The sequence below is a fragment of the Rhizobium oryzihabitans genome, assembly GCF_010669145.1.
In the GTDB taxonomy this organism is placed as follows: Bacteria; Pseudomonadota; Alphaproteobacteria; order Rhizobiales; family Rhizobiaceae; genus Agrobacterium; species Agrobacterium oryzihabitans.
The window spans coordinates 344870-360456 of the sequence record NZ_CP048632.1; the positions used below are offsets into that span (position 1 = coordinate 344870).

Genomic DNA, 15587 nt, shown 5'->3' on the forward strand with positions numbered 1-15587 from the left:
GGTGTGTTGTTACTCGGACAAAGCCGGTGGGTTGGTGGGGTTAGCCGAGGCGTAGAGTTTTGTTCGGTAGGGAAACTTCTGGATGTCAACCAGAGCGACCAACTCACGCTCACCGAAAGCTTCAGGATCCCCATGAGCCGAAACAATCTCCGCTACCGCAACCGCATTGGACAGGGCAGATTCGAGGGCTTTCGCGTCCTCAAGCGATAGCGAGACATCGTAGTTGTTTAGATCAACTCGCTCACCAGTCGTTTCGGCGTCGGCATAGTCCTGCGCTTTATCCGCCTCGACGTATTCGATTGCCGATCTCAGCCGGTTGATGATTTCACCCTGCATCTTCTTCTCCCGCTGTGCTGTGGTTACTTGGTGGGGGTGGAGAGAGCGGGTTCCGTCATCTCGTTCAGCGCCAGCCATTCGAGCGACCATTCCAGCGCCATTTTCGATGCGAAGCCGCCGGCACTGTCGTCTTCCGGCTTGTCGCCCTTGCGGATCATGGCGAACCACTGTTCGGCATGGTTCGAGGCGCTGTGATCGAGAACGTCGTAGTTGACCGATTTCGCATTCGCGATGGTGCCGACGAGGCAGGCGCATTCGCCTTCATAGGTCGATCCGTCAACGCGACCGTCACGCAGCGCGGCGATCAGCGCAGGTACTTCATGGCGGTTCTGCGTAAGCGTCATCCAAAGATCGGCTTTGAAACTTCGCAGGTTGGCGTAGCTCAGGTCGGCGTAGCTCAGGTTGGCGGAGCGCAGGTTGGCGTAGCTCAGGTCGGCGTAGCTCAGGTTGGCGGAGCGCAGGTCGGCGTAGCGCAGGTTGGCGTAGCTCAGGTCGGCGTAGCTCAGGTTGGCGGAGCGCAGGTCGGCGTAGCGCAGGTTGGCGTAGCTCAGGTCGGCGTAGCTCAGGTTGGCGGAGCGCAGGTCGGCGTAGCGCAGGTCGGCCTTTGCTTCCAAAGCCGCCAGAACGGCAAGCCGGAGCAGTATGGAATTCGGCGTGTTTTCGTCCGCCTCGACATCTGCCGAGTACAGAACCGTGTCATCCCAACGATTTTTGATTTCAACTTTCATCATTTTCCTATCCCTTGTCTGAAGCCCTATGCGGGGCGGCTATTCGGCGGCGGCGAGGACTGCTCGGGCCGCATCGAAAATCGGGCCATCCAGATTGCGGACTCCGTGGCTATCGAACTCGTCGGCGTTCTTCATTGCGAGGTCGCACCAATCGATGATTGCTTGCAGGCGCCCGGTCAGGACGGCGATCTGCTCGTCTTTCGAGGCGATCTGCGAATGAAGCTTGCCGACCTCGTGCCGCCAGTGATCCAGAGCATCGGCCCGCTTCTCAGCGTCAGCGGCCCACTTGGCAAATGGCTCATGCTGCGACAGGCAATCTCCCGGTTTATGGGCATTGCTGTCCTCGTTGAGCTTCCAGAGCGGATCGACGCGCCCGATAGCTTCGATGCCTTTGTTCGTGAACCAGTGAGGCGAGCCACCCGAAGTGCCAGCGATTTTGCAGAGCGTTGAAAACATAAGCTCGTAGCCATACGCGAGACGGGCAATCGATTTTGCGGATACAGTGACCGTGCTCATAGTCATCACTCCGCCGCTTCCAGACGACCGATGACGGCGCCGTGGACGATGGGGTTGCGATCAAACCGGGGAAGAACAATCTCGCCGGGACGGGCATGGCGCTGGAACTCAAACACCTCGCCGCCGTAGCGCTGTGCGTCTGCATCCGCTTCCTCGACATCGTCGTATTCGAGCGCAGCATCGTAGTCCGTGGTCCACTCCATCCCGTCACCGAACTGGCAAAGGTAGATGGCCTTACCGCTGCGGGTATGCATTTCGACGTTGAAGCGCTTTACCATTGGCATCACGCACCTGCCGTTTCGGTTAGGCTGTCGAGATCGACGCCGATACGCTTGAGCAACGCCTTTTTCTGGTCCTCGTTCAGGAGCTTGCCGCTCAGAAGCATGTTGACCGTCTTCTCCCCGATCTGGAGGTTAGGGGCCAATGCGCGATTGACGTTGTAATCTTCCTGCACCTTGACGGTGAGGCCGAAGCCATGTGTCGGAATGGTCGCGGTGAGTTCCGGCCAGTTGAACTGGATGGACGATCTCCTGTATTCTTGGCAGTCAATCGCCAGCGCTCCGAGGCCTTTCGGGCTATTCAGAAACTCCTTCTGCGCCTCTTCGCGAACCTTGATAAGTTCTGCTTCGGCAGCCTTCAGGCGCGAAACCAGCGCCTTACCGAGGTCATCGTAGGAGACTGCGACTTTCACGTAAGTCATTTGCTCATCCTCAGTGGTTGAGATCGTGTTGGAGATCAGGCGGAGATTTTTTCGAGGGCTTCGCGGAAGCGGGCTTTTTCAGCCTCAAGGAACGCTTTGTGCTTGGCTTCGACGCCGCGACGAACCTCAGCAATCAGTTCGTTCGTCACCTTCTCGATCTCGCGCTTGAAGGTCGTTTCCATGCACCTCTCAACGAGGTACTGGATGCGGCTCTTTTCGTTGTAAGAGGATCGATCGTTGACCTTGCCGTCGCTGCCGACCATTTGCGTCAGGTACTGGCGACCGGTCAGGCCGAGAAATTCCCGCATCGTGACCGGGTCAGCGTCAGCTTTGCCGTAGGTGTACTTCGGGATAAGCGGCTGATTGATGATTTCGGTCGTGACGGCTTCGAGCGTGGCATCTGCCTTTGCGGTCACCAGCGAAATTGTCTTGGCCTCGATTTCTTTTGCAAGACGATCATTGCCGAACTTGCCGACCAGCTGCTGAGCGGCAGCCTGAACGATCAGCTCTTCCATGTCGCGCAGCGTCCACGAGGTCATGGCAACATGAAACTCGATACCGTTGCCTTCAGCCTCTTTGCGGGCCTCCATGCTGCTGGACACGCCATCGTCGTCATGTTCTGCGCCGAGCAGTTCGTTGGCGTTGCCAGTATCCATGATCACGTTCGTCATCGTCTCATCCTCATCCGGGTTGTTCCCGCCCTTCCATTTCGTCTCCGTGGGAGCTTCATTCGGTGGGCTTGTGAGGAGAATGTTGCATAACGTGCAACTTATTGCAATGGGGTCGGCGAAAGAAAGTTGAATAACATGCAACTTATTTGTTGCGCCATCGTGCATATGAGAGCAAAAAGAAACCCCGGCGGGATGATCCGACCGGGGCTGATGGCATAAGTTGCTTCGACGGTTGTTTTACCAGAATGGTATAATTTCGCAACCGAAACGATTGCTGTCAGGCGCTGAAAAGCACAAAATCTTGCGTCTGCTCGGAGGTTCCCGGCAAGATGATGTGTTTAGAGGTGCAAAGGCAGCGGTTTTTTCAGGGCATTGTCCCGCGCCGCCGATCAATCCGGCAAATCAATCCCGACGCGGTTGCTGCTTCCCAGGCTGAAGCAGACTGTCTCAGGGGATTAGACGACCCTTCGACTGGCTTGGACGTGGCTTGAGAGATTGAAGCAGGGTTATGCGGACCATGAGGGCGCTTCGGCGTTGATGATGGGGAAGGATTGGCCCACCTGTGAAACGGGCACCTGTGGATACTGAGACTTGAAAGCGTCCCGGACTGGCTGCTGATTGAGAGCGCCCTCCGTAACTCAGGACCGTGGTGTTTCCCTCATGGGGGCATACGTCTTGATAGGGGAAACTATGCTCTGAATCCTGAATCAGACTGAAACCAGAGCAAAAAGAAACCCGCCGGAGCGGGTCTCAATCAACGTCCATTGTGAATTTCAAAGCTTGCAAAGCGGCAGCTCGTTTTTCCTCTGTTAGAGGCTCAGGGTCAGGGACTGTCCAAAATTCTCCGTCCCTATCCTGATGTACCGTTGAACCTTCGTAAGCCCGACGAACCGGTGTTAGGCCAAGCGACTTGATTTCTGCCCGATACTCGTCCGCCGTCAATTATGCGGCTTCCTGCAATTCAAAGCGGCGCGTCTGTGTTTCAAAGCCGATCGATTCAAGCGATACTTCTTCGGCTGGCCGAACGATGACGTTCTTGTGGCCTTTCGCTTCCATGAGAGCAACGATTGCCTCAGGAATACGATCATTCAATTCTTCCATGGTATCGCCATGGACAAAAAGCCCCCGCACTTGCTTGCTTGTCGCAATCATCATGCCGGTTTCTTTGTGCTGCTTAACGTCGATTTCTATGAACGTATGGTTGGTGTGCACGGTCATATCACTCTCCACCTATCCCTTTTTGTTTATTTTTATTTCATGTAAGCACTGAGCTTGGCATTGGCCAATTAACTTTTTGTTACGTTCGTCGTTGTAAGGGCGCGAACGTGAGCGAAGCTGGATTGTTCCGGCCGCTCACTGCTTCTTCACCTCGTCCCGTTTCATCCGCTCAAGCTCGTCTGCGCCCAGAGCTGCCTCAAGCACAGCATCCACCTCCGGCAAGAAGCTCTCCCACATCGGCCGCTGTTCAAAGGTGATGTTCTCCGGCACTTCATTGAAGCGGGCTAGGGCGCGGGCGGCGCGTTCTCGGGGAGGTTGGGGTAGTTTCATCCGTCAGTGCCGGTTTTAATGTCCTCGAACATCAACTTGAGCATCTGGACGGCTTTCTCTTTCTGCTCTTCGGTTTTGTCGCGGAAAAACTGAGCTAACCAATCGTCCTCTGGATCTCGGAAAAGAGAGCCGACTTCTTCCAGCTGGAAAAGAATGCAGAGCTTATCAAGATACTCGGGCTTCGGTAGGACACCTTTGTTGAACCACTTCGAAACAAGGCCTTTGTCGACGTCGAGTTCTTCAACGATATCCTTCTGCTTAAGCCCGCGCTTCTCCGCCCACTCTGGTATGAAGTGGATGCGGCGCGGCGTCTTATTGGCGTGAATCGGGGTGATGTTGCTCATGTTGCAACTTTACGATTTTCAAAAAGTTTGATCGTTATTGCGGCATGCAACTTTTTCTGTTGCGTCAAGTTGCAACTTATGCAACTAATGTCAGCCATGGAACAGACATCGGCAATCACCAAATTTCGCGAAGGCAACGACCGGATGACCCTTGAGGCATTCGGCAAGCTATTCACTCCGGCTGTCGACAAGTCGACGGTCCTTCGCTGGGAGCGCGGCCAGATTACGCCGCGACGGGCAATAGAGATTGAAGCAGTTTCCGGAATTTCGCGTCATGAATTGCTGCCTGACGTGTTTGGCAGAGCGCCGGAGAACGCAGCATGAGCGCCGCGTCCGTTCTCTCCGAAGCTCTTTCTATCATCGCAGCACCGAACAAGTGGGCGAGGGAAGGTGTCGCATTTGACGACCGTGGAAACGAGCGCAAGGCCACAGACGAGCGCGCCAAGCGTTTTGATATGGTCGGTGCGATCCAACGGGTTCGTTGCTCTGCCGACGATTACGGCGCGGCTATCCGCATTCTCCGCGCTCAGTGCGGCAAGCAATCCATTTTCGAGTTCAACGACGGGCACGGTCATAAGGCCGTCCTCAAATGCATGCGGCGCGCGATAGCGGCTGCGGAGGTGGCGGCATGATCTGGAACCACGATATATCCGCCGCACCGCGCGGCAAGATGGTGCCTTACGCCCGCAAGGGCAAAGACGGCCCGATCATCACCGAGAGCTTCCGCAAGGAATACATCCTCGCTGTCGATGTGCATGGCGATGTCTACCAGTCCTACTGGATACCGCCGCGCCACACGCAGGCTGGCACGCTTCTGGAAGGCAATCGCTGGTCTGGCTTCAATCCCGGCGTCGATCCGATCGCTTGGGCGCCGTGGCCCGAATACGAATTCGCATCCGCCACGACGAGCGAAGATGCGCTGACCAAAGCCCCGACGAACGTAAGTCTCCCGGTTGACGAGAGGAGCGGTGAACGGGCCAACGCAGGAGGCGACAATGTAACCGGCGTCGAGAATGCTCATCAGATATCGGCGGGGGAGCTCGTCAGTAACTCCTCCGCATTCCTTCTCGAAGATGTTGGGGGAGGTGCCTAAATGGCAAATGGTTTCTCCCAGATCACCAAAGACCTCCGCAGCGGCTTGAGCCTCAAGCTGATGAACTGGGCAATGGATATTGCGCCAGAAGGACCGGAGCAAACATCGATCGCACTTTTCCTGCGCGGTCATATCGAACTGGTCGTTTCGTCCGATCCGCGGTTCAGCAAGCTCAAAGAAGAACTGTTCGGGAGGAAACCATGACCTCCGCCCGTCTCGAAGCCGCCACGCAATCGCGCCGCGCGATGTTCCGACAACCGATCCTCTGCCGTCACTGCGACGAGCCGATGTCGATCGCTGAGCAGATCGAGCGCTTTTGCGACAAGTGCCACAACAAGCCGACAGCCGAAGTTCAGAAGGGGAATTGATCATGGAATGCAATTTCGTCGTTGGGCAGAAGGTAGTTTGCATAGGCGAATGCTTCCCAACGCATCACCTTTATCGTGGTCTGGTTCCTATCACGAAGGGCACTGTTCTTACGGTGCGCGAGATTACGAAAGCTAAGAGGATTGATGGAAAGGAGGCCGTTGGTCTCCGGTTCAAAGAGATAATCAACCCGAGCATGGTCACGTTGCATCACGGGATTTGGGAATTTGATTATTCTCCGAGAAAGTTTCGCCCTGTCATCCAACGCAAGACCGATATCTCCATCTTCAAGGCGATGCTGAACCCGTCGAAAGAGCAGGTGACGGCATGACACCGGCATTCTCCCACGTCGAGCAACAGTTCCTCGTCTATGCGGCATGGTTCTTCTCGGCATTCGTCGTGTCGGCGGTACTGGCGCACCTGGCATTCTCGGGGCGGAAATAACCTTCAACAAACTGAGCGGCACGTCCCCCTGACGCTCAGCGCTGGTCGCCTTCATCCACCTCCCTGTTGGCGGCCAGCACCCTTACCAGCGTTCTCCCCCGCAGCCTTGCGATGACTGCGGCGAGGGGAACACCAAGGGGAACAAAACCGCCTTTGCGCGGCGGGCCGGAGACGGCGGTTTGATTGGCATCTGTGCCGCCGTCTCCATCAGTTTCAAAGCCTTTGTACATGTTGGCCTCCGTTGACGCCGCCAACCTCGCACAAAGGATGAAGAATGTCTGACAATAGGTTTTCACGAAACGTAAATTTTGTTTCAGAGGATGAAATGTCTAGTACTGCGTTAGTCGAAGCAAAAGACTGGTACGACAAGCTTATGGCCTTGGAATTTAGGGGCCGTGGCGATCGTGAAAAGTCTGCCCGTGGGCGAGTAGCCGATAACATCGGTGTCCCTGAGACGTGGCTGTTCGACCTTCAATACAAGTCCAGTGGCAAGAAAGATGTGCGCGGTGCGCTCTATCGAGCCCTCATGCTTGGCATCCAGAAATACGAAGACCTTTGCCAGAAAAACGAGGAAGCGGCGGATCGGTACAAGGCCGATCGCCTGAAACGACGAGGCAATCATGAAACGGCTGACGAAAAGCCTGCTCAGGCGGGTTTGGGAATGGATTCGTCTGAGGTTTGAGAAGAGGAAGTCACGATGAAGGCGGCGACATACAAAAAGGGCGTGAAGCCCAAGCGGGGTATGAGCCTCGCACGTCGCGCCGCAAAGCGTGACGCCAGCGAACCGGAGATCGTCACGGCGCTAGAGCAGTGCGGGTTCTCGGTGTTTCGCCTGAATGAGCCTTGCGATCTGCTCGTCGGCTTCCGTGGCAAAAACTATCTGGTCGAATGCAAGACGAATGGCACAGCCTACGGCAAAGACCTCAACAGCAATCAGCAGGCTTTCAACGACTTTTGGCGCGGCGGCAAGATGGTTCGCATCGGCAGTGCTTTGGAAGCGCAAGATTGGGCGATATCGATCGCCAGTAAGGCGACGGCATGAGCGAGTATCAAGAGTTCCTCGATCGCAAGAAGATCACCGATCCTGATACAGGCATCAGTGAAGCTTTGTCCCTGCCGTCGGTATTGAAGCCTCACCAGCACGATATCGTTCAGTGGTCATTGCGCCGCGGTCGCGCCGCTATCTTTGCCGGCACTGGCCTTGGAAAGACGCTCATGGAGCTTTCATGGTCGGATCAGGTCTTCGACTTCACAGGTAAGCCAGTCCTTATCATGGCGCCGCTAGCCGTCGCTGAGCAACACATTACCGAGGCCGAGAAATTCGGCATGGCGGCAAATCTGGTGTCGTTCCATCCCGAGGAAGGATGGGGGATCAACGTCACCAATTACCAGAAGATGGATCACTTCGACCTGTCCCGGTTCGGTGGCGTCGTTCTGGACGAAAGCAGCATCCTCAAAAGCACGGACGGCAAGTACCGCACGAAGCTGATTTCCGAGTGCTCGAAGATACCGTTCAGGCTGGCAGCAACGGCAACTCCGGCGCCGAACGACTTCATGGAGCTTGGCAATCATGCGGAGTTCCTCGGCGTCATGTCGTATACCGACATGCTTGCGACGTTCTTCACACACGACGGAGGCGATACGCAGAAATGGCGGCTGAAAGGGCACGCTGAGAGCGAGTTCTGGAAGTGGATGGCTTCGTGGGCCGTGATGCTTCGGAAGCCTTCCGATCTAGGCTATGACAATGCCGGCTACGATCTTCCGCCGCTGAACTACCACCAGCACACTGTCGGAGTGGAATACGCCCCAAGCCTCGATACCGGCCTCCTTTTCCCCATGGAAGCCCGCACGCTGCAAGAACGCATTGCGGCTCGCCGTGACAGCGTATCCGAGCGCGTGGCGCTAGCCGCCTCCATGACGCCGGCCGATAGACCTTTCGTATGGTGGTGCAATCTGAACAGCGAAGCTGAGGCCCTCGCAAAGCTGATACCAGGCGCGGTCAATCTATCAGGGGCCGACAAAGACGACGACAAGCGCCGCAAGCTTGTTGACTTCTCGCAGGGTCGCATTCGCGTGCTGATCACGAAGCCGTCGATCGCCGGGTTCGGAATGAACTGGCAGCACTGCGCAGATACCGGATTTGTCGGGCTGAATGACAGCTTCGAGCAAATCTATCAGGCGATCCGTCGCTTCTGGCGGTTTGGGCAGATGAAGCCGGTCAATGTCCATTTCATCGCATCTGAAATGGAGGGCGCCACCGTAGCAAACCTCCGTCGGAAGGAAATCGACGCGGACCGGATGGCCGCAGCGATGGTGATGCACATGGCAGACCTTTCGAGTGCAGCTGTGCGCGGATCTGTTCGTGATCGTCCTGACTACAATCCAACCATACCGATGAAAATTCCAACATGGATAGGGGAGTGCGCGGCATGACTATCAACGCCGTCGACCAGGTTGTGACCGATCGATACGCCATCTATCAGGGCGACGCATGCGAGCTTATCCGTGGCGTCCCCGGTGATAGCGTCCATTTCGGCATCCATAGCCCGCCATTCGAGGGGCTTTACAAGTTCTCGAACTACGACCGCGATATATCGAACAATGACGGCCCGCAGTTTTGGGAGCACTACGCATTCCTGATTTCCGAACTCTACAGGGTGACGAAGCCGGGCCGCATACATTCCGTTCACTGCATGCAACTGCCCACCAGCAAGACACGACATGGCTTTATCGGCATGCGGGACTTCCGGGGCGAAATCGTCAGAGCCTACGAGGACGCCGGGTGGATCTTCCATTCCGAAGTTTGCATCTGGAAAGACCCGGTTATCGCTCAGCAGCGCACGAAATCTATCCGGTTGCTTCACAAGCAGATCACGAAGGACAGCACGATCAGCGGTATGGGACTTGCTGATTATATCGTGTCATTCCGCAAGCCGGGGGACAACGAGGCGCCCGTCGCTGGAATGTTTGACCGGTGGTCTGGCGATGACAGCCTCGACATCAGCCGTGAGGCCTATGAAAAGCACAGAAAGCAAACCGAATCCGAAGGCCGCAAGGCTTGGCCCTTCGAGCAGTGGCGTTCAATCCTCGTATGGCAGCGGTACGCTTCGCCAGTGTGGATGGACATCAACCAGACGAACACCCTGCAGTATCGCGCCGGTCGCGATGAGAAGGACGAACAGCACATATCCCCGCTACAGCTGGACGTGATCGAGCGATGCCTCGATCTTTGGTCGGCAAAGGGTGAGACAGTCCTGACACCGTTCCTTGGCATTGGAAGCGAAGTTTACTCCGCTGTAAAGCTCGGCCGAAAAGGACTGGGTTTCGAGTTGAAGCCGTCCTATTTTCGACAGGCAGTCAAGAACATCGCCGAATTGAATATTCAACCAGCTGACACGCTGTTCGATATGGCAGGTGTCGCATGACCGGCCCCGAGAAAGACGCCCTCGCAGTCCTACAGCCGTTCCTTGGCGATGAGCTGGCGAAGGCCATTGTTGAGTTCCGCCGGCACACGAAGAAATCCCCGCTGACCGGATATGCCGCCAAGCTACTCGTGAAGGAATACCAGATCACGGGCAATGCCGTGGCGGCCGCCGAAATGCAGATTTCTATGTCGTGGCAGGGCTTCAAGGCCAACTGGTATTTCAACGAACTCGCCAAGACTGGCCAGCGCCACCCGCACCAGCCGCCGCAACGCCGGACAGGCGACATGGCAGATTTCACCAACGACTTGATGGAGGGCTACTATGAACGCAAGCTTCCGACCATCAACCATTGAGGCGCTGAAATCCTTGTGGGTGGCGTTGCCGGTCCGCGCATCAAACGATGGGGCCGACGGCGATCCTCGCGAACGGCAAATGGCCATCCTACAGCTCTATTGCGAGGTTCTTTCCGAGTGCAGCGAGGCGGCTATCTGGAACACGGTCAATAACCTGCGCGCAGGCAAGATCGAAGATGCCAGCAAGAGCTTTTGTCCGAAGGCTCCCGAACTGGCCTCTTATGTCCGCAGTGAGCAGACACGTCTCGACGCGCTGAACCGGCCAAAGTCTATCGCGGCTCAGCCAGTGACCCGGCCTTGGACCGATTGGCGAGAGGTTCACCTGAACCGGGCATTCAAGGAAAATCGTGCGTTCATCGAGCATGTGACGCTCGATCAAGCGAAAGCTCGGTCCAGTCGGAAGAAATACCCAGCCGGTTCGACGTGGTTTTGGTCCCTTGGTCCCGTCGATACCATGCTTGGCTCAATGTATGGGCCTGCCGGTAGCGCGGAAACTGACGGTCAAATCTGGGGCGACAACAGGCAGCATGTACCTGCATCGGTGGTGATCCATGTGTGATTGCCCTCTATCCGAAACAGAGCTTCGTGTAGCCCGCTGGCTGGCGGATGGAAAAGACTGCCAGGACATCGCGCTTATCCTGGATCGCAGCAAGATGACGGTCACCCGGCATATCGCTGCGGCCTACAACAAGACCGGCACCCACAACATGCACGGCCTCGTCGCCTTCGTTCTGCGTAAAGGATGGCTCGAATGATTGAAAGAATCCCCACAGATCGAGAGATCGAATGCGTTCAGGCTATTGCCAATGGGCTGACTGCCAAGCAGGCATCGTTCAAGCTCGATACATCGATCAATCTGTTCAACAGGCTCCTTGAGAGAGCGCGTCTGAAAACAAGCGCGAAAACAACGGCTGAACTGGTCGCAATCGCCATGAGAAACGGATGGATCCAATGACCATTCAGGAACGATTAGAGGCTCAGGTTTCCGAGCACGAAGCGTTGGGATCGACGCGCCGGGACAAATCTCTTGGCATTCGGTCTATGCCGGAGGGTTACGCGCTCATGTTGAACCGTGACGAAAGCCATTTCTACTGGCTCAAGTTCGATGGCTCGGAAGGGGTGGAGGCGTGGGACAAATGGTACGTCTACCACTCGGCCACGATGAATAGCGATAGCTGCGAGATACTCGCGGTGCTTCAAGGCAAGATTGGAGCGTCTGCATGACCCCCATCCAATGGAACGGCTCAAGCACCAGCTTTGGGCCGGCGTTTGAGAAGGCAGTGAATAGCAGGGGGCTTTTCGCATGAGATACGGCTCAGTGTGCAGCGGCATCGAAGCCGCGACCATGGCTTGGCATCCACTCGGATGGACGCCGGCATTCTTCAGCGAGATCGAGGCTTTCCCTCGGCCGTCCTCGCTCATCACTACGGATCGAACATGCCAGGAGAACCGCTGGCAAAGAACGGGATACCGAACTATGGCGACTTCACGCAGATCGGCGCGGATGCAGGACCAATCGACCTTCTTGTGGGAGGAACACCCTGCCAGTCTTTCTCGGTCGCAGGAAAGCGTCTCGGACTGGATGACCCGCGCGGTAACCTCGCCCTTGAGTATCTCAGCCTGGCTCGGCGCCTGCGCGCCCGCTGGATCGTATGGGAAAACGTCCCCGGTGTCGTTTCCTCTGTCACGGATGAAGAGGACGGTGAAGGCGGTATTCAGTCAGGAATTGAAGGACGCGAAGCCGGAGACGAATGGATTGAAGAAAGCGATTTTGCGACCTTTCTCTCATTCGTTCGGGAATGCGGGTATGGGTTCGCCTACCGAGTTCTTGACGCTCAATATGTCCGAGTGGACGGCTTTGGACGGGCTGTCCCTCAGCGACGACGGCGTGTGTTCGTTGTCGGATATCTTGGAGACTGGCGACGTGCCGCAGCAGTATTACTTGAGCCCCAAGGCATGCGCGGGGATTCTGCGCCGCGCCGAGAACCGGGGGAAGGAACTGCCGGAACAATTGATGCGAGCGCTGCGCGCAGTCGCGGAGCAGGCGTAAACCCCGGCATGATAACAGGTGACTGGCCGGCTCAAGTCTCTCCGACACTCGACACCTATTATGGTGACAAGATGGGGCTTGAAGATCAGCACATATTCAATCAACGCGGTGGAAAGTTTGTGCCTGTTGCCATACAGGCAGGCGCCCTGCGCGAGAACCCAAACAGTGGCCCTGACGGCGTTGGCGTTCAGGAAGGCATTTCCTACACGCTGGAAGCTCGATCAGAGGTGCAAGCCGTTGCTTTCGATACAACGCAGATCACCAGCAAGGCCAATTACAGCAATCCTCAGATTGGAGACCCTTGTCATCCTCTCGCATCAGGTGCGCACCCGCCGGCTGTGGCTTTCGCTCAGAACACCCGTGACGAGGTTCGCCTGTTCGGTGGCGACGGGCAGGTGGTTGGAGCTCTCGCCGCAGAACCCGGCATGAAACAACAATCGTATGTCGCTCAGGATTGGGCCGTCCGCCGACTGACCCCGACCGAATGTGAGCGTTTGCAGGGATTTCCCGACAATTTCACCAATGTCCCATGGGGCAAGAAAGACACGTCGCCCGACGGGCCTCGATACAAAAGTTTGGGGAATTCTATGGCGGTAAACGTGATGCGCTGGATCGGCCGGCGGATTGAGATGGTGGAGAAGATCACGAAAGGAGAGGCGGCATGACGAACAAATCTGCAGCAAAAGCCGTCCCAACCGGCAATGAATACGAGGCCCATTACCGGCCTGTGTGGGCAGCATCGTTCCGAGTGGTGAAGACCAGCGGGAGAGTAGCGAAGTTCTCGACAGAGCTTGCAGCAGAGGTAGCAGCGTGGCGGGTTCTGTATTCCGTCGAGCAGCGGGTAATGAGACGCGACGGCGCCCTGGTATTTGCGGCCAAGGCAACAGCCGACGCACATTTCAATCTGGCTCCATCTGTCAAAGCCAAGGGCAGCAATAAGCGAACCATTGTCGAGAAGGCACAACGCAAGGGCAAAGAGATCAGCGTGGAGGGGGTTACGGCATGAGCGACAGACCGGTCGAAGCATGGCTCGCATCCAAAGACCATGAGAAATGGGGCAAGGCGATGGTGGCCTGCCAGAGCGGAGCGCCGTGGGAGTGCGGTGCAGAAGGCAAGTGCGCCAACGGCGGCGATTGCTTCACCACGGATCGACAGGGAGCCTGTGTGGCGTGGAAAATGATCAAGCGGCTCAAGAGCGATAACGTCGTGGTGCAGCGTCACCTCCATCGTGCAGTGGAATTTCTTCGTTACGGGAAAGGAGACGCAGCATGACCACAGCAGCCAAACCCAAGCACAGCAAAGAACACATAACACTGGCTGCCCAGATGTGGTGCGACGGGCAGAAAGTCGAAGTGATCGCTGAACGGCTCGGCATGACGCCGCAGAAACTGCGCGGCATGATAGACACATACCGAAAGCGCTTCCCGTATCGCAGAAATCACGTCAGGCGGGAAAACCCTGTGGTCAAGCCTCCTGAGATGGGCAGCGTCGTAACGCCGTTATCCAGACCGGGATGTGTTGTCCGCACGACCATTACAGGGGCGAGGGTCACCATGCCCCGCGTGGAGTTCATTGACGGGCCAGAATGGCAGGCGAGGGCGTAATGACCAGCCATCCGGCAGCCGATCTGTTCCCCGAGACAATCGCTAAGCGCCCACGGTCGCCAAACGGCATCAACGTGCACCGCTTCCTTGAAGGATACGGCATCAAGGTTCTTCCTTATACCGATGCCAGAGGGTGGAAAGACCGGCCGGCGAACGTCGTCTATGGAGGCAGAACAGTGGCTCGCCTGATGCGAAGAGACATGGAATTGACAGGGCTGGTGGTCCGCTGCATTCAGACAAGTAACCCAACCTGCTTTGATGACGTGGTTATCCTGTCGGTATGGCGGTTCATATCGGCTCACATGGCCCACAGGAAGGCGCCAGACGTAATTCAGGAGTTCGGGCGCGTAGACCTTGCCCACATCAAGAAACGCGCTCACCGCCTCGTAAATGGGAGCTACGGGCGAATGGGCAAGACATGGGAAAAGATCGGCACGCTGTTGGCCGACGCTATGATTGAACAGGAGCACGCGGCATGAAGATTTCCGAGCAACAGAGCTACCTCGACATGGCTGGACGCAGGGTGTTTATTGTCAGGAGAGAAAAGCTCATCGACACAACAACCGGGCGTCGGGATCAATTCTGGACTTACATCGGATACCAGGTGGACCGAGACGGAAACCGCATTGGCGAGCCACGCGGATGGAAGTCAGACGGGAGAGACTGGACTGGCGACATGGATGGCAACATTATCCGGGAAGCCGATATCGGCATGTCGATAACGGAACCACAGGCTGTCATTTTGGAACGGCTTATTGAGGCCATGGAGACGGATATGGCTTTGCCGATCGCCACCGGTCCTAAGCTATTCGGAAATGCGTGGCCTGAAACATCCTCAACTAGCACCGAGATCCGTGGGCATGAAACGGTGGAGCTTGTCGCGGGAGAAGAGCACATTACCCGGCAGCGCCATGCAGCGGTCAACGATCTGACCGAGCGCAGGGCGAAGTGCAGCAGGCCTCGTATCGGGCGGATGGAAGAGGCTTTCTCCTGGGTGTCGTTGGTGTTTGATGATGAAGACCGCAAGATTTTGCTTGCCTATGCGGAAGTGAAGGCAAAAGGATGGGAATTTAAGCGCTTCATCGAGAACAGAAACCGCCGTAGCCCTCACAAAAACGCATGGGTTAAACGAACGATATTGCGTAAAATTACAAAAACCTTGCAAGAGGTTGAAACGAAGTTGCGCAAGCGTGCAATTATCTTGCGTGATTGTGCCGGTTTACATGTGTCACACGAAGAGGCAAAACACTCATGCAAATCGATAACGTCAACGGTTTGTGGGCGGGATGAAGAGATAAACCGGCATGCAACGCCGATGAATAGCCCCGCAAATATCACAACGGCCGCCGAACGTGAAGCACGACGGCGCGCCAAGCTGGAAGCAGCATAACCATTTGGACCGGCGATAC

30 protein-coding genes are annotated in these 15587 nt (G+C 56.4%); 20 read left to right on the forward strand and 10 right to left on the reverse strand.

The window, feature by feature from the left end; translation table 11 throughout:
* Positions 1-9 precede the first annotated feature (9 nt).
* The 9 genes from G3A56_RS02025 to G3A56_RS02065 all read right to left on the reverse strand — a co-directional run bounded on the left by G3A56_RS02025 (position 10) and on the right by G3A56_RS02065 (position 4843).
* The gene (locus G3A56_RS02025; protein ID WP_164056095.1) at positions 10-336 is read right to left on the reverse strand and encodes a hypothetical protein; all 327 of its coding nucleotides are present in this window, start codon (positions 334-336) and stop codon (positions 10-12) included.
* A 23-nt stretch (positions 337-359) separates the two neighbouring features.
* Positions 360-1067, reverse strand: coding sequence for a pentapeptide repeat-containing protein (locus tag G3A56_RS02030; protein WP_210255071.1), 708 nt, complete (start codon positions 1065-1067; stop codon positions 360-362).
* A gap of 36 nt (positions 1068-1103) precedes the next feature.
* Positions 1104-1580: a hypothetical protein gene (locus G3A56_RS02035; RefSeq protein WP_164056096.1), complete on the reverse strand. Its 477-nt coding sequence runs from the start codon at positions 1578-1580 to the stop codon at positions 1104-1106.
* A gap of 5 nt (positions 1581-1585) precedes the next feature.
* Positions 1586-1864, reverse strand: coding sequence for a hypothetical protein (locus G3A56_RS02040; protein WP_164056097.1), 279 nt, complete (start codon positions 1862-1864; stop codon positions 1586-1588).
* The gene (locus G3A56_RS02045) at positions 1864-2280 is read right to left on the reverse strand and encodes a hypothetical protein (RefSeq protein WP_164056098.1); all 417 of its coding nucleotides are present in this window, start codon (positions 2278-2280) and stop codon (positions 1864-1866) included. The genes G3A56_RS02040 and G3A56_RS02045 overlap by 1 nt, the downstream gene beginning before the upstream one ends.
* Before the next feature lie 35 nt (positions 2281-2315).
* Entirely contained in the window at positions 2316-2951 is a 636-nt protein-coding gene (locus G3A56_RS02050; protein WP_164056099.1) for a hypothetical protein, read from the reverse strand.
* Positions 2952-3893: 942 nt separating this feature from the next.
* Complete coding sequence (locus tag G3A56_RS02055) at positions 3894-4169, reverse strand: DUF1902 domain-containing protein (protein ID WP_164056100.1); 276 nt, start codon at positions 4167-4169, stop codon at positions 3894-3896.
* A 135-nt stretch (positions 4170-4304) separates the two neighbouring features.
* Entirely contained in the window at positions 4305-4499 is a 195-nt protein-coding gene (locus tag G3A56_RS02060) for a hypothetical protein (RefSeq protein ID WP_164056101.1), read from the reverse strand.
* The gene (locus tag G3A56_RS02065; protein WP_164056102.1) at positions 4496-4843 is read right to left on the reverse strand and encodes a helix-turn-helix domain-containing protein; all 348 of its coding nucleotides are present in this window, start codon (positions 4841-4843) and stop codon (positions 4496-4498) included. The genes G3A56_RS02060 and G3A56_RS02065 overlap by 4 nt, the downstream gene beginning before the upstream one ends.
* Before the next feature lie 320 nt (positions 4844-5163).
* Here G3A56_RS02065 and G3A56_RS02070 point away from each other — a divergent pair, with 320 nt between their 5' ends.
* The 5 genes from G3A56_RS02070 to G3A56_RS02090 are packed head-to-tail and all read left to right on the forward strand — an operon-like array spanning position 5164 to position 6633.
* Positions 5164-5475 (forward strand): DUF6197 family protein, encoded by a 312-nt coding sequence (locus tag G3A56_RS02070; RefSeq protein ID WP_164056103.1) that lies wholly within the window; start codon positions 5164-5166, stop codon positions 5473-5475.
* Positions 5472-5936 (forward strand): hypothetical protein, encoded by a 465-nt coding sequence (locus G3A56_RS02075; protein WP_164056104.1) that lies wholly within the window; start codon positions 5472-5474, stop codon positions 5934-5936. Before G3A56_RS02070 ends, G3A56_RS02075 begins: the two co-directional genes overlap by 4 nt.
* A complete protein-coding gene (locus tag G3A56_RS02080) occupies positions 5937-6140 on the forward strand; it encodes a hypothetical protein (RefSeq protein ID WP_164056105.1) in 204 nt (67 codons plus the stop codon). It begins immediately after the preceding gene.
* Positions 6137-6304, forward strand: coding sequence for a hypothetical protein (locus G3A56_RS02085; protein WP_164056106.1), 168 nt, complete (start codon positions 6137-6139; stop codon positions 6302-6304). Before G3A56_RS02080 ends, G3A56_RS02085 begins: the two co-directional genes overlap by 4 nt.
* Positions 6305-6306: 2 nt before the next feature.
* Entirely contained in the window at positions 6307-6633 is a 327-nt protein-coding gene (locus G3A56_RS02090; RefSeq protein ID WP_164056107.1) for a hypothetical protein, read from the forward strand.
* A 148-nt stretch (positions 6634-6781) separates the two neighbouring features.
* Here the strand turns inward: G3A56_RS02090 and G3A56_RS02095 are convergent, their stop codons facing one another.
* Positions 6782-6976: a hypothetical protein gene (locus tag G3A56_RS02095; protein WP_164056108.1), complete on the reverse strand. Its 195-nt coding sequence runs from the start codon at positions 6974-6976 to the stop codon at positions 6782-6784.
* Positions 6977-7020: 44 nt separating this feature from the next.
* Between G3A56_RS02095 and G3A56_RS02100 the strand changes: the two genes are divergently transcribed.
* From G3A56_RS02100 to G3A56_RS28545, 15 genes are all read left to right on the forward strand, one after another.
* Positions 7021-7428 (forward strand): hypothetical protein, encoded by a 408-nt coding sequence (locus G3A56_RS02100; protein WP_246231058.1) that lies wholly within the window; start codon positions 7021-7023, stop codon positions 7426-7428.
* Positions 7429-7443: 15 nt separating this feature from the next.
* The gene (locus G3A56_RS02105; RefSeq protein ID WP_246231066.1) at positions 7444-7788 is read left to right on the forward strand and encodes a hypothetical protein; all 345 of its coding nucleotides are present in this window, start codon (positions 7444-7446) and stop codon (positions 7786-7788) included.
* The gene (locus G3A56_RS02110) at positions 7785-9179 is read left to right on the forward strand and encodes a DEAD/DEAH box helicase (RefSeq protein ID WP_164056051.1); all 1395 of its coding nucleotides are present in this window, start codon (positions 7785-7787) and stop codon (positions 9177-9179) included. Before G3A56_RS02105 ends, G3A56_RS02110 begins: the two co-directional genes overlap by 4 nt.
* Complete coding sequence (locus tag G3A56_RS02115; protein WP_164056052.1) at positions 9176-10171, forward strand: DNA-methyltransferase; 996 nt, start codon at positions 9176-9178, stop codon at positions 10169-10171. Before G3A56_RS02110 ends, G3A56_RS02115 begins: the two co-directional genes overlap by 4 nt.
* The gene (locus G3A56_RS02120) at positions 10168-10524 is read left to right on the forward strand and encodes a hypothetical protein (RefSeq protein WP_164056109.1); all 357 of its coding nucleotides are present in this window, start codon (positions 10168-10170) and stop codon (positions 10522-10524) included. The genes G3A56_RS02115 and G3A56_RS02120 overlap by 4 nt, the downstream gene beginning before the upstream one ends.
* Positions 10493-11083 carry a hypothetical protein gene (locus G3A56_RS02125; protein WP_164056054.1) on the forward strand — a complete coding sequence of 197 codons (591 nt, stop codon included), beginning with the start codon at positions 10493-10495 and terminating at the stop codon, positions 11081-11083. Before G3A56_RS02120 ends, G3A56_RS02125 begins: the two co-directional genes overlap by 32 nt.
* Positions 11076-11279 carry a helix-turn-helix transcriptional regulator gene (locus G3A56_RS02130; RefSeq protein ID WP_164056055.1) on the forward strand — a complete coding sequence of 68 codons (204 nt, stop codon included), beginning with the start codon at positions 11076-11078 and terminating at the stop codon, positions 11277-11279. The genes G3A56_RS02125 and G3A56_RS02130 overlap by 8 nt, the downstream gene beginning before the upstream one ends.
* Complete coding sequence (locus tag G3A56_RS02135; RefSeq protein ID WP_052817745.1) at positions 11276-11479, forward strand: helix-turn-helix domain-containing protein; 204 nt, start codon at positions 11276-11278, stop codon at positions 11477-11479. Before G3A56_RS02130 ends, G3A56_RS02135 begins: the two co-directional genes overlap by 4 nt.
* Complete coding sequence (locus G3A56_RS02140; protein WP_164056056.1) at positions 11467-11748, forward strand: hypothetical protein; 282 nt, start codon at positions 11467-11469, stop codon at positions 11746-11748. Before G3A56_RS02135 ends, G3A56_RS02140 begins: the two co-directional genes overlap by 13 nt.
* Before the next feature lie 141 nt (positions 11749-11889).
* Positions 11890-13239 (forward strand): DNA (cytosine-5-)-methyltransferase, encoded by a 1350-nt coding sequence (gene dcm / locus G3A56_RS02145; RefSeq protein ID WP_210255072.1) that lies wholly within the window; start codon positions 11890-11892, stop codon positions 13237-13239.
* Complete coding sequence (locus tag G3A56_RS02150; protein WP_164056058.1) at positions 13236-13580, forward strand: hypothetical protein; 345 nt, start codon at positions 13236-13238, stop codon at positions 13578-13580. The genes dcm and G3A56_RS02150 overlap by 4 nt, the downstream gene beginning before the upstream one ends.
* Complete coding sequence (locus G3A56_RS02155; protein WP_164056059.1) at positions 13577-13846, forward strand: hypothetical protein; 270 nt, start codon at positions 13577-13579, stop codon at positions 13844-13846. Before G3A56_RS02150 ends, G3A56_RS02155 begins: the two co-directional genes overlap by 4 nt.
* Positions 13843-14178 (forward strand): hypothetical protein, encoded by a 336-nt coding sequence (locus G3A56_RS02160; protein WP_164056110.1) that lies wholly within the window; start codon positions 13843-13845, stop codon positions 14176-14178. Before G3A56_RS02155 ends, G3A56_RS02160 begins: the two co-directional genes overlap by 4 nt.
* Positions 14178-14657 carry a hypothetical protein gene (locus tag G3A56_RS02165; protein ID WP_164056061.1) on the forward strand — a complete coding sequence of 160 codons (480 nt, stop codon included), beginning with the start codon at positions 14178-14180 and terminating at the stop codon, positions 14655-14657. Before G3A56_RS02160 ends, G3A56_RS02165 begins: the two co-directional genes overlap by 1 nt.
* Positions 14654-15568, forward strand: coding sequence for a hypothetical protein (locus G3A56_RS28545; protein WP_210255065.1), 915 nt, complete (start codon positions 14654-14656; stop codon positions 15566-15568). The genes G3A56_RS02165 and G3A56_RS28545 overlap by 4 nt, the downstream gene beginning before the upstream one ends.
* Positions 15569-15587: the final 19 nt, after the last annotated feature.

Bases quoted from the DNA above. Each gene is read 5' to 3' on its own strand.
- G3A56_RS02025 (WP_164056095.1), bottom strand. From the start codon at position 336: ATGCAGGGTGAAATCATCAACCGGCTGAGATCGGCAATCGAATACGTC.
- G3A56_RS02030 (WP_210255071.1), bottom strand. From the start codon at position 1,067: ATGATGAAAGTTGAAATCAAAAATCGTTGGGATGACACGGTTCTGTAC.
- G3A56_RS02035 (WP_164056096.1), bottom strand. From the start codon at position 1,580: ATGAGCACGGTCACTGTATCCGCAAAATCGATTGCCCGTCTCGCGTAT.
- G3A56_RS02040 (WP_164056097.1), bottom strand. From the start codon at position 1,864: ATGCCAATGGTAAAGCGCTTCAACGTCGAAATGCATACCCGCAGCGGT.
- G3A56_RS02045 (WP_164056098.1), bottom strand. From the start codon at position 2,280: ATGACTTACGTGAAAGTCGCAGTCTCCTACGATGACCTCGGTAAGGCG.
- G3A56_RS02050 (WP_164056099.1), bottom strand. From the start codon at position 2,951: ATGACGAACGTGATCATGGATACTGGCAACGCCAACGAACTGCTCGGC.
- G3A56_RS02055 (WP_164056100.1), bottom strand. From the start codon at position 4,169: ATGACCGTGCACACCAACCATACGTTCATAGAAATCGACGTTAAGCAG.
- G3A56_RS02060 (WP_164056101.1), bottom strand. From the start codon at position 4,499: ATGAAACTACCCCAACCTCCCCGAGAACGCGCCGCCCGCGCCCTAGCC.
- G3A56_RS02065 (WP_164056102.1), bottom strand. From the start codon at position 4,843: ATGAGCAACATCACCCCGATTCACGCCAATAAGACGCCGCGCCGCATC.
- G3A56_RS02070 (WP_164056103.1), top strand. From the start codon at position 5,164: ATGAGCGCCGCGTCCGTTCTCTCCGAAGCTCTTTCTATCATCGCAGCA.
- G3A56_RS02075 (WP_164056104.1), top strand. From the start codon at position 5,472: ATGATCTGGAACCACGATATATCCGCCGCACCGCGCGGCAAGATGGTG.
- G3A56_RS02080 (WP_164056105.1), top strand. From the start codon at position 5,937: ATGGCAAATGGTTTCTCCCAGATCACCAAAGACCTCCGCAGCGGCTTG.
- G3A56_RS02085 (WP_164056106.1), top strand. From the start codon at position 6,137: ATGACCTCCGCCCGTCTCGAAGCCGCCACGCAATCGCGCCGCGCGATG.
- G3A56_RS02090 (WP_164056107.1), top strand. From the start codon at position 6,307: ATGGAATGCAATTTCGTCGTTGGGCAGAAGGTAGTTTGCATAGGCGAA.
- G3A56_RS02095 (WP_164056108.1), bottom strand. From the start codon at position 6,976: ATGTACAAAGGCTTTGAAACTGATGGAGACGGCGGCACAGATGCCAAT.
- G3A56_RS02100 (WP_246231058.1), top strand. From the start codon at position 7,021: ATGTCTGACAATAGGTTTTCACGAAACGTAAATTTTGTTTCAGAGGAT.
- G3A56_RS02105 (WP_246231066.1), top strand. From the start codon at position 7,444: ATGAAGGCGGCGACATACAAAAAGGGCGTGAAGCCCAAGCGGGGTATG.
- G3A56_RS02110 (WP_164056051.1), top strand. From the start codon at position 7,785: ATGAGCGAGTATCAAGAGTTCCTCGATCGCAAGAAGATCACCGATCCT.
- G3A56_RS02115 (WP_164056052.1), top strand. From the start codon at position 9,176: ATGACTATCAACGCCGTCGACCAGGTTGTGACCGATCGATACGCCATC.
- G3A56_RS02120 (WP_164056109.1), top strand. From the start codon at position 10,168: ATGACCGGCCCCGAGAAAGACGCCCTCGCAGTCCTACAGCCGTTCCTT.
- G3A56_RS02125 (WP_164056054.1), top strand. From the start codon at position 10,493: ATGAACGCAAGCTTCCGACCATCAACCATTGAGGCGCTGAAATCCTTG.
- G3A56_RS02130 (WP_164056055.1), top strand. From the start codon at position 11,076: ATGTGTGATTGCCCTCTATCCGAAACAGAGCTTCGTGTAGCCCGCTGG.
- G3A56_RS02135 (WP_052817745.1), top strand. From the start codon at position 11,276: ATGATTGAAAGAATCCCCACAGATCGAGAGATCGAATGCGTTCAGGCT.
- G3A56_RS02140 (WP_164056056.1), top strand. From the start codon at position 11,467: ATGGATCCAATGACCATTCAGGAACGATTAGAGGCTCAGGTTTCCGAG.
- dcm (WP_210255072.1), top strand. From the start codon at position 11,890: ATGGACGCCGGCATTCTTCAGCGAGATCGAGGCTTTCCCTCGGCCGTC.
- G3A56_RS02150 (WP_164056058.1), top strand. From the start codon at position 13,236: ATGACGAACAAATCTGCAGCAAAAGCCGTCCCAACCGGCAATGAATAC.
- G3A56_RS02155 (WP_164056059.1), top strand. From the start codon at position 13,577: ATGAGCGACAGACCGGTCGAAGCATGGCTCGCATCCAAAGACCATGAG.
- G3A56_RS02160 (WP_164056110.1), top strand. From the start codon at position 13,843: ATGACCACAGCAGCCAAACCCAAGCACAGCAAAGAACACATAACACTG.
- G3A56_RS02165 (WP_164056061.1), top strand. From the start codon at position 14,178: ATGACCAGCCATCCGGCAGCCGATCTGTTCCCCGAGACAATCGCTAAG.
- G3A56_RS28545 (WP_210255065.1), top strand. From the start codon at position 14,654: ATGAAGATTTCCGAGCAACAGAGCTACCTCGACATGGCTGGACGCAGG.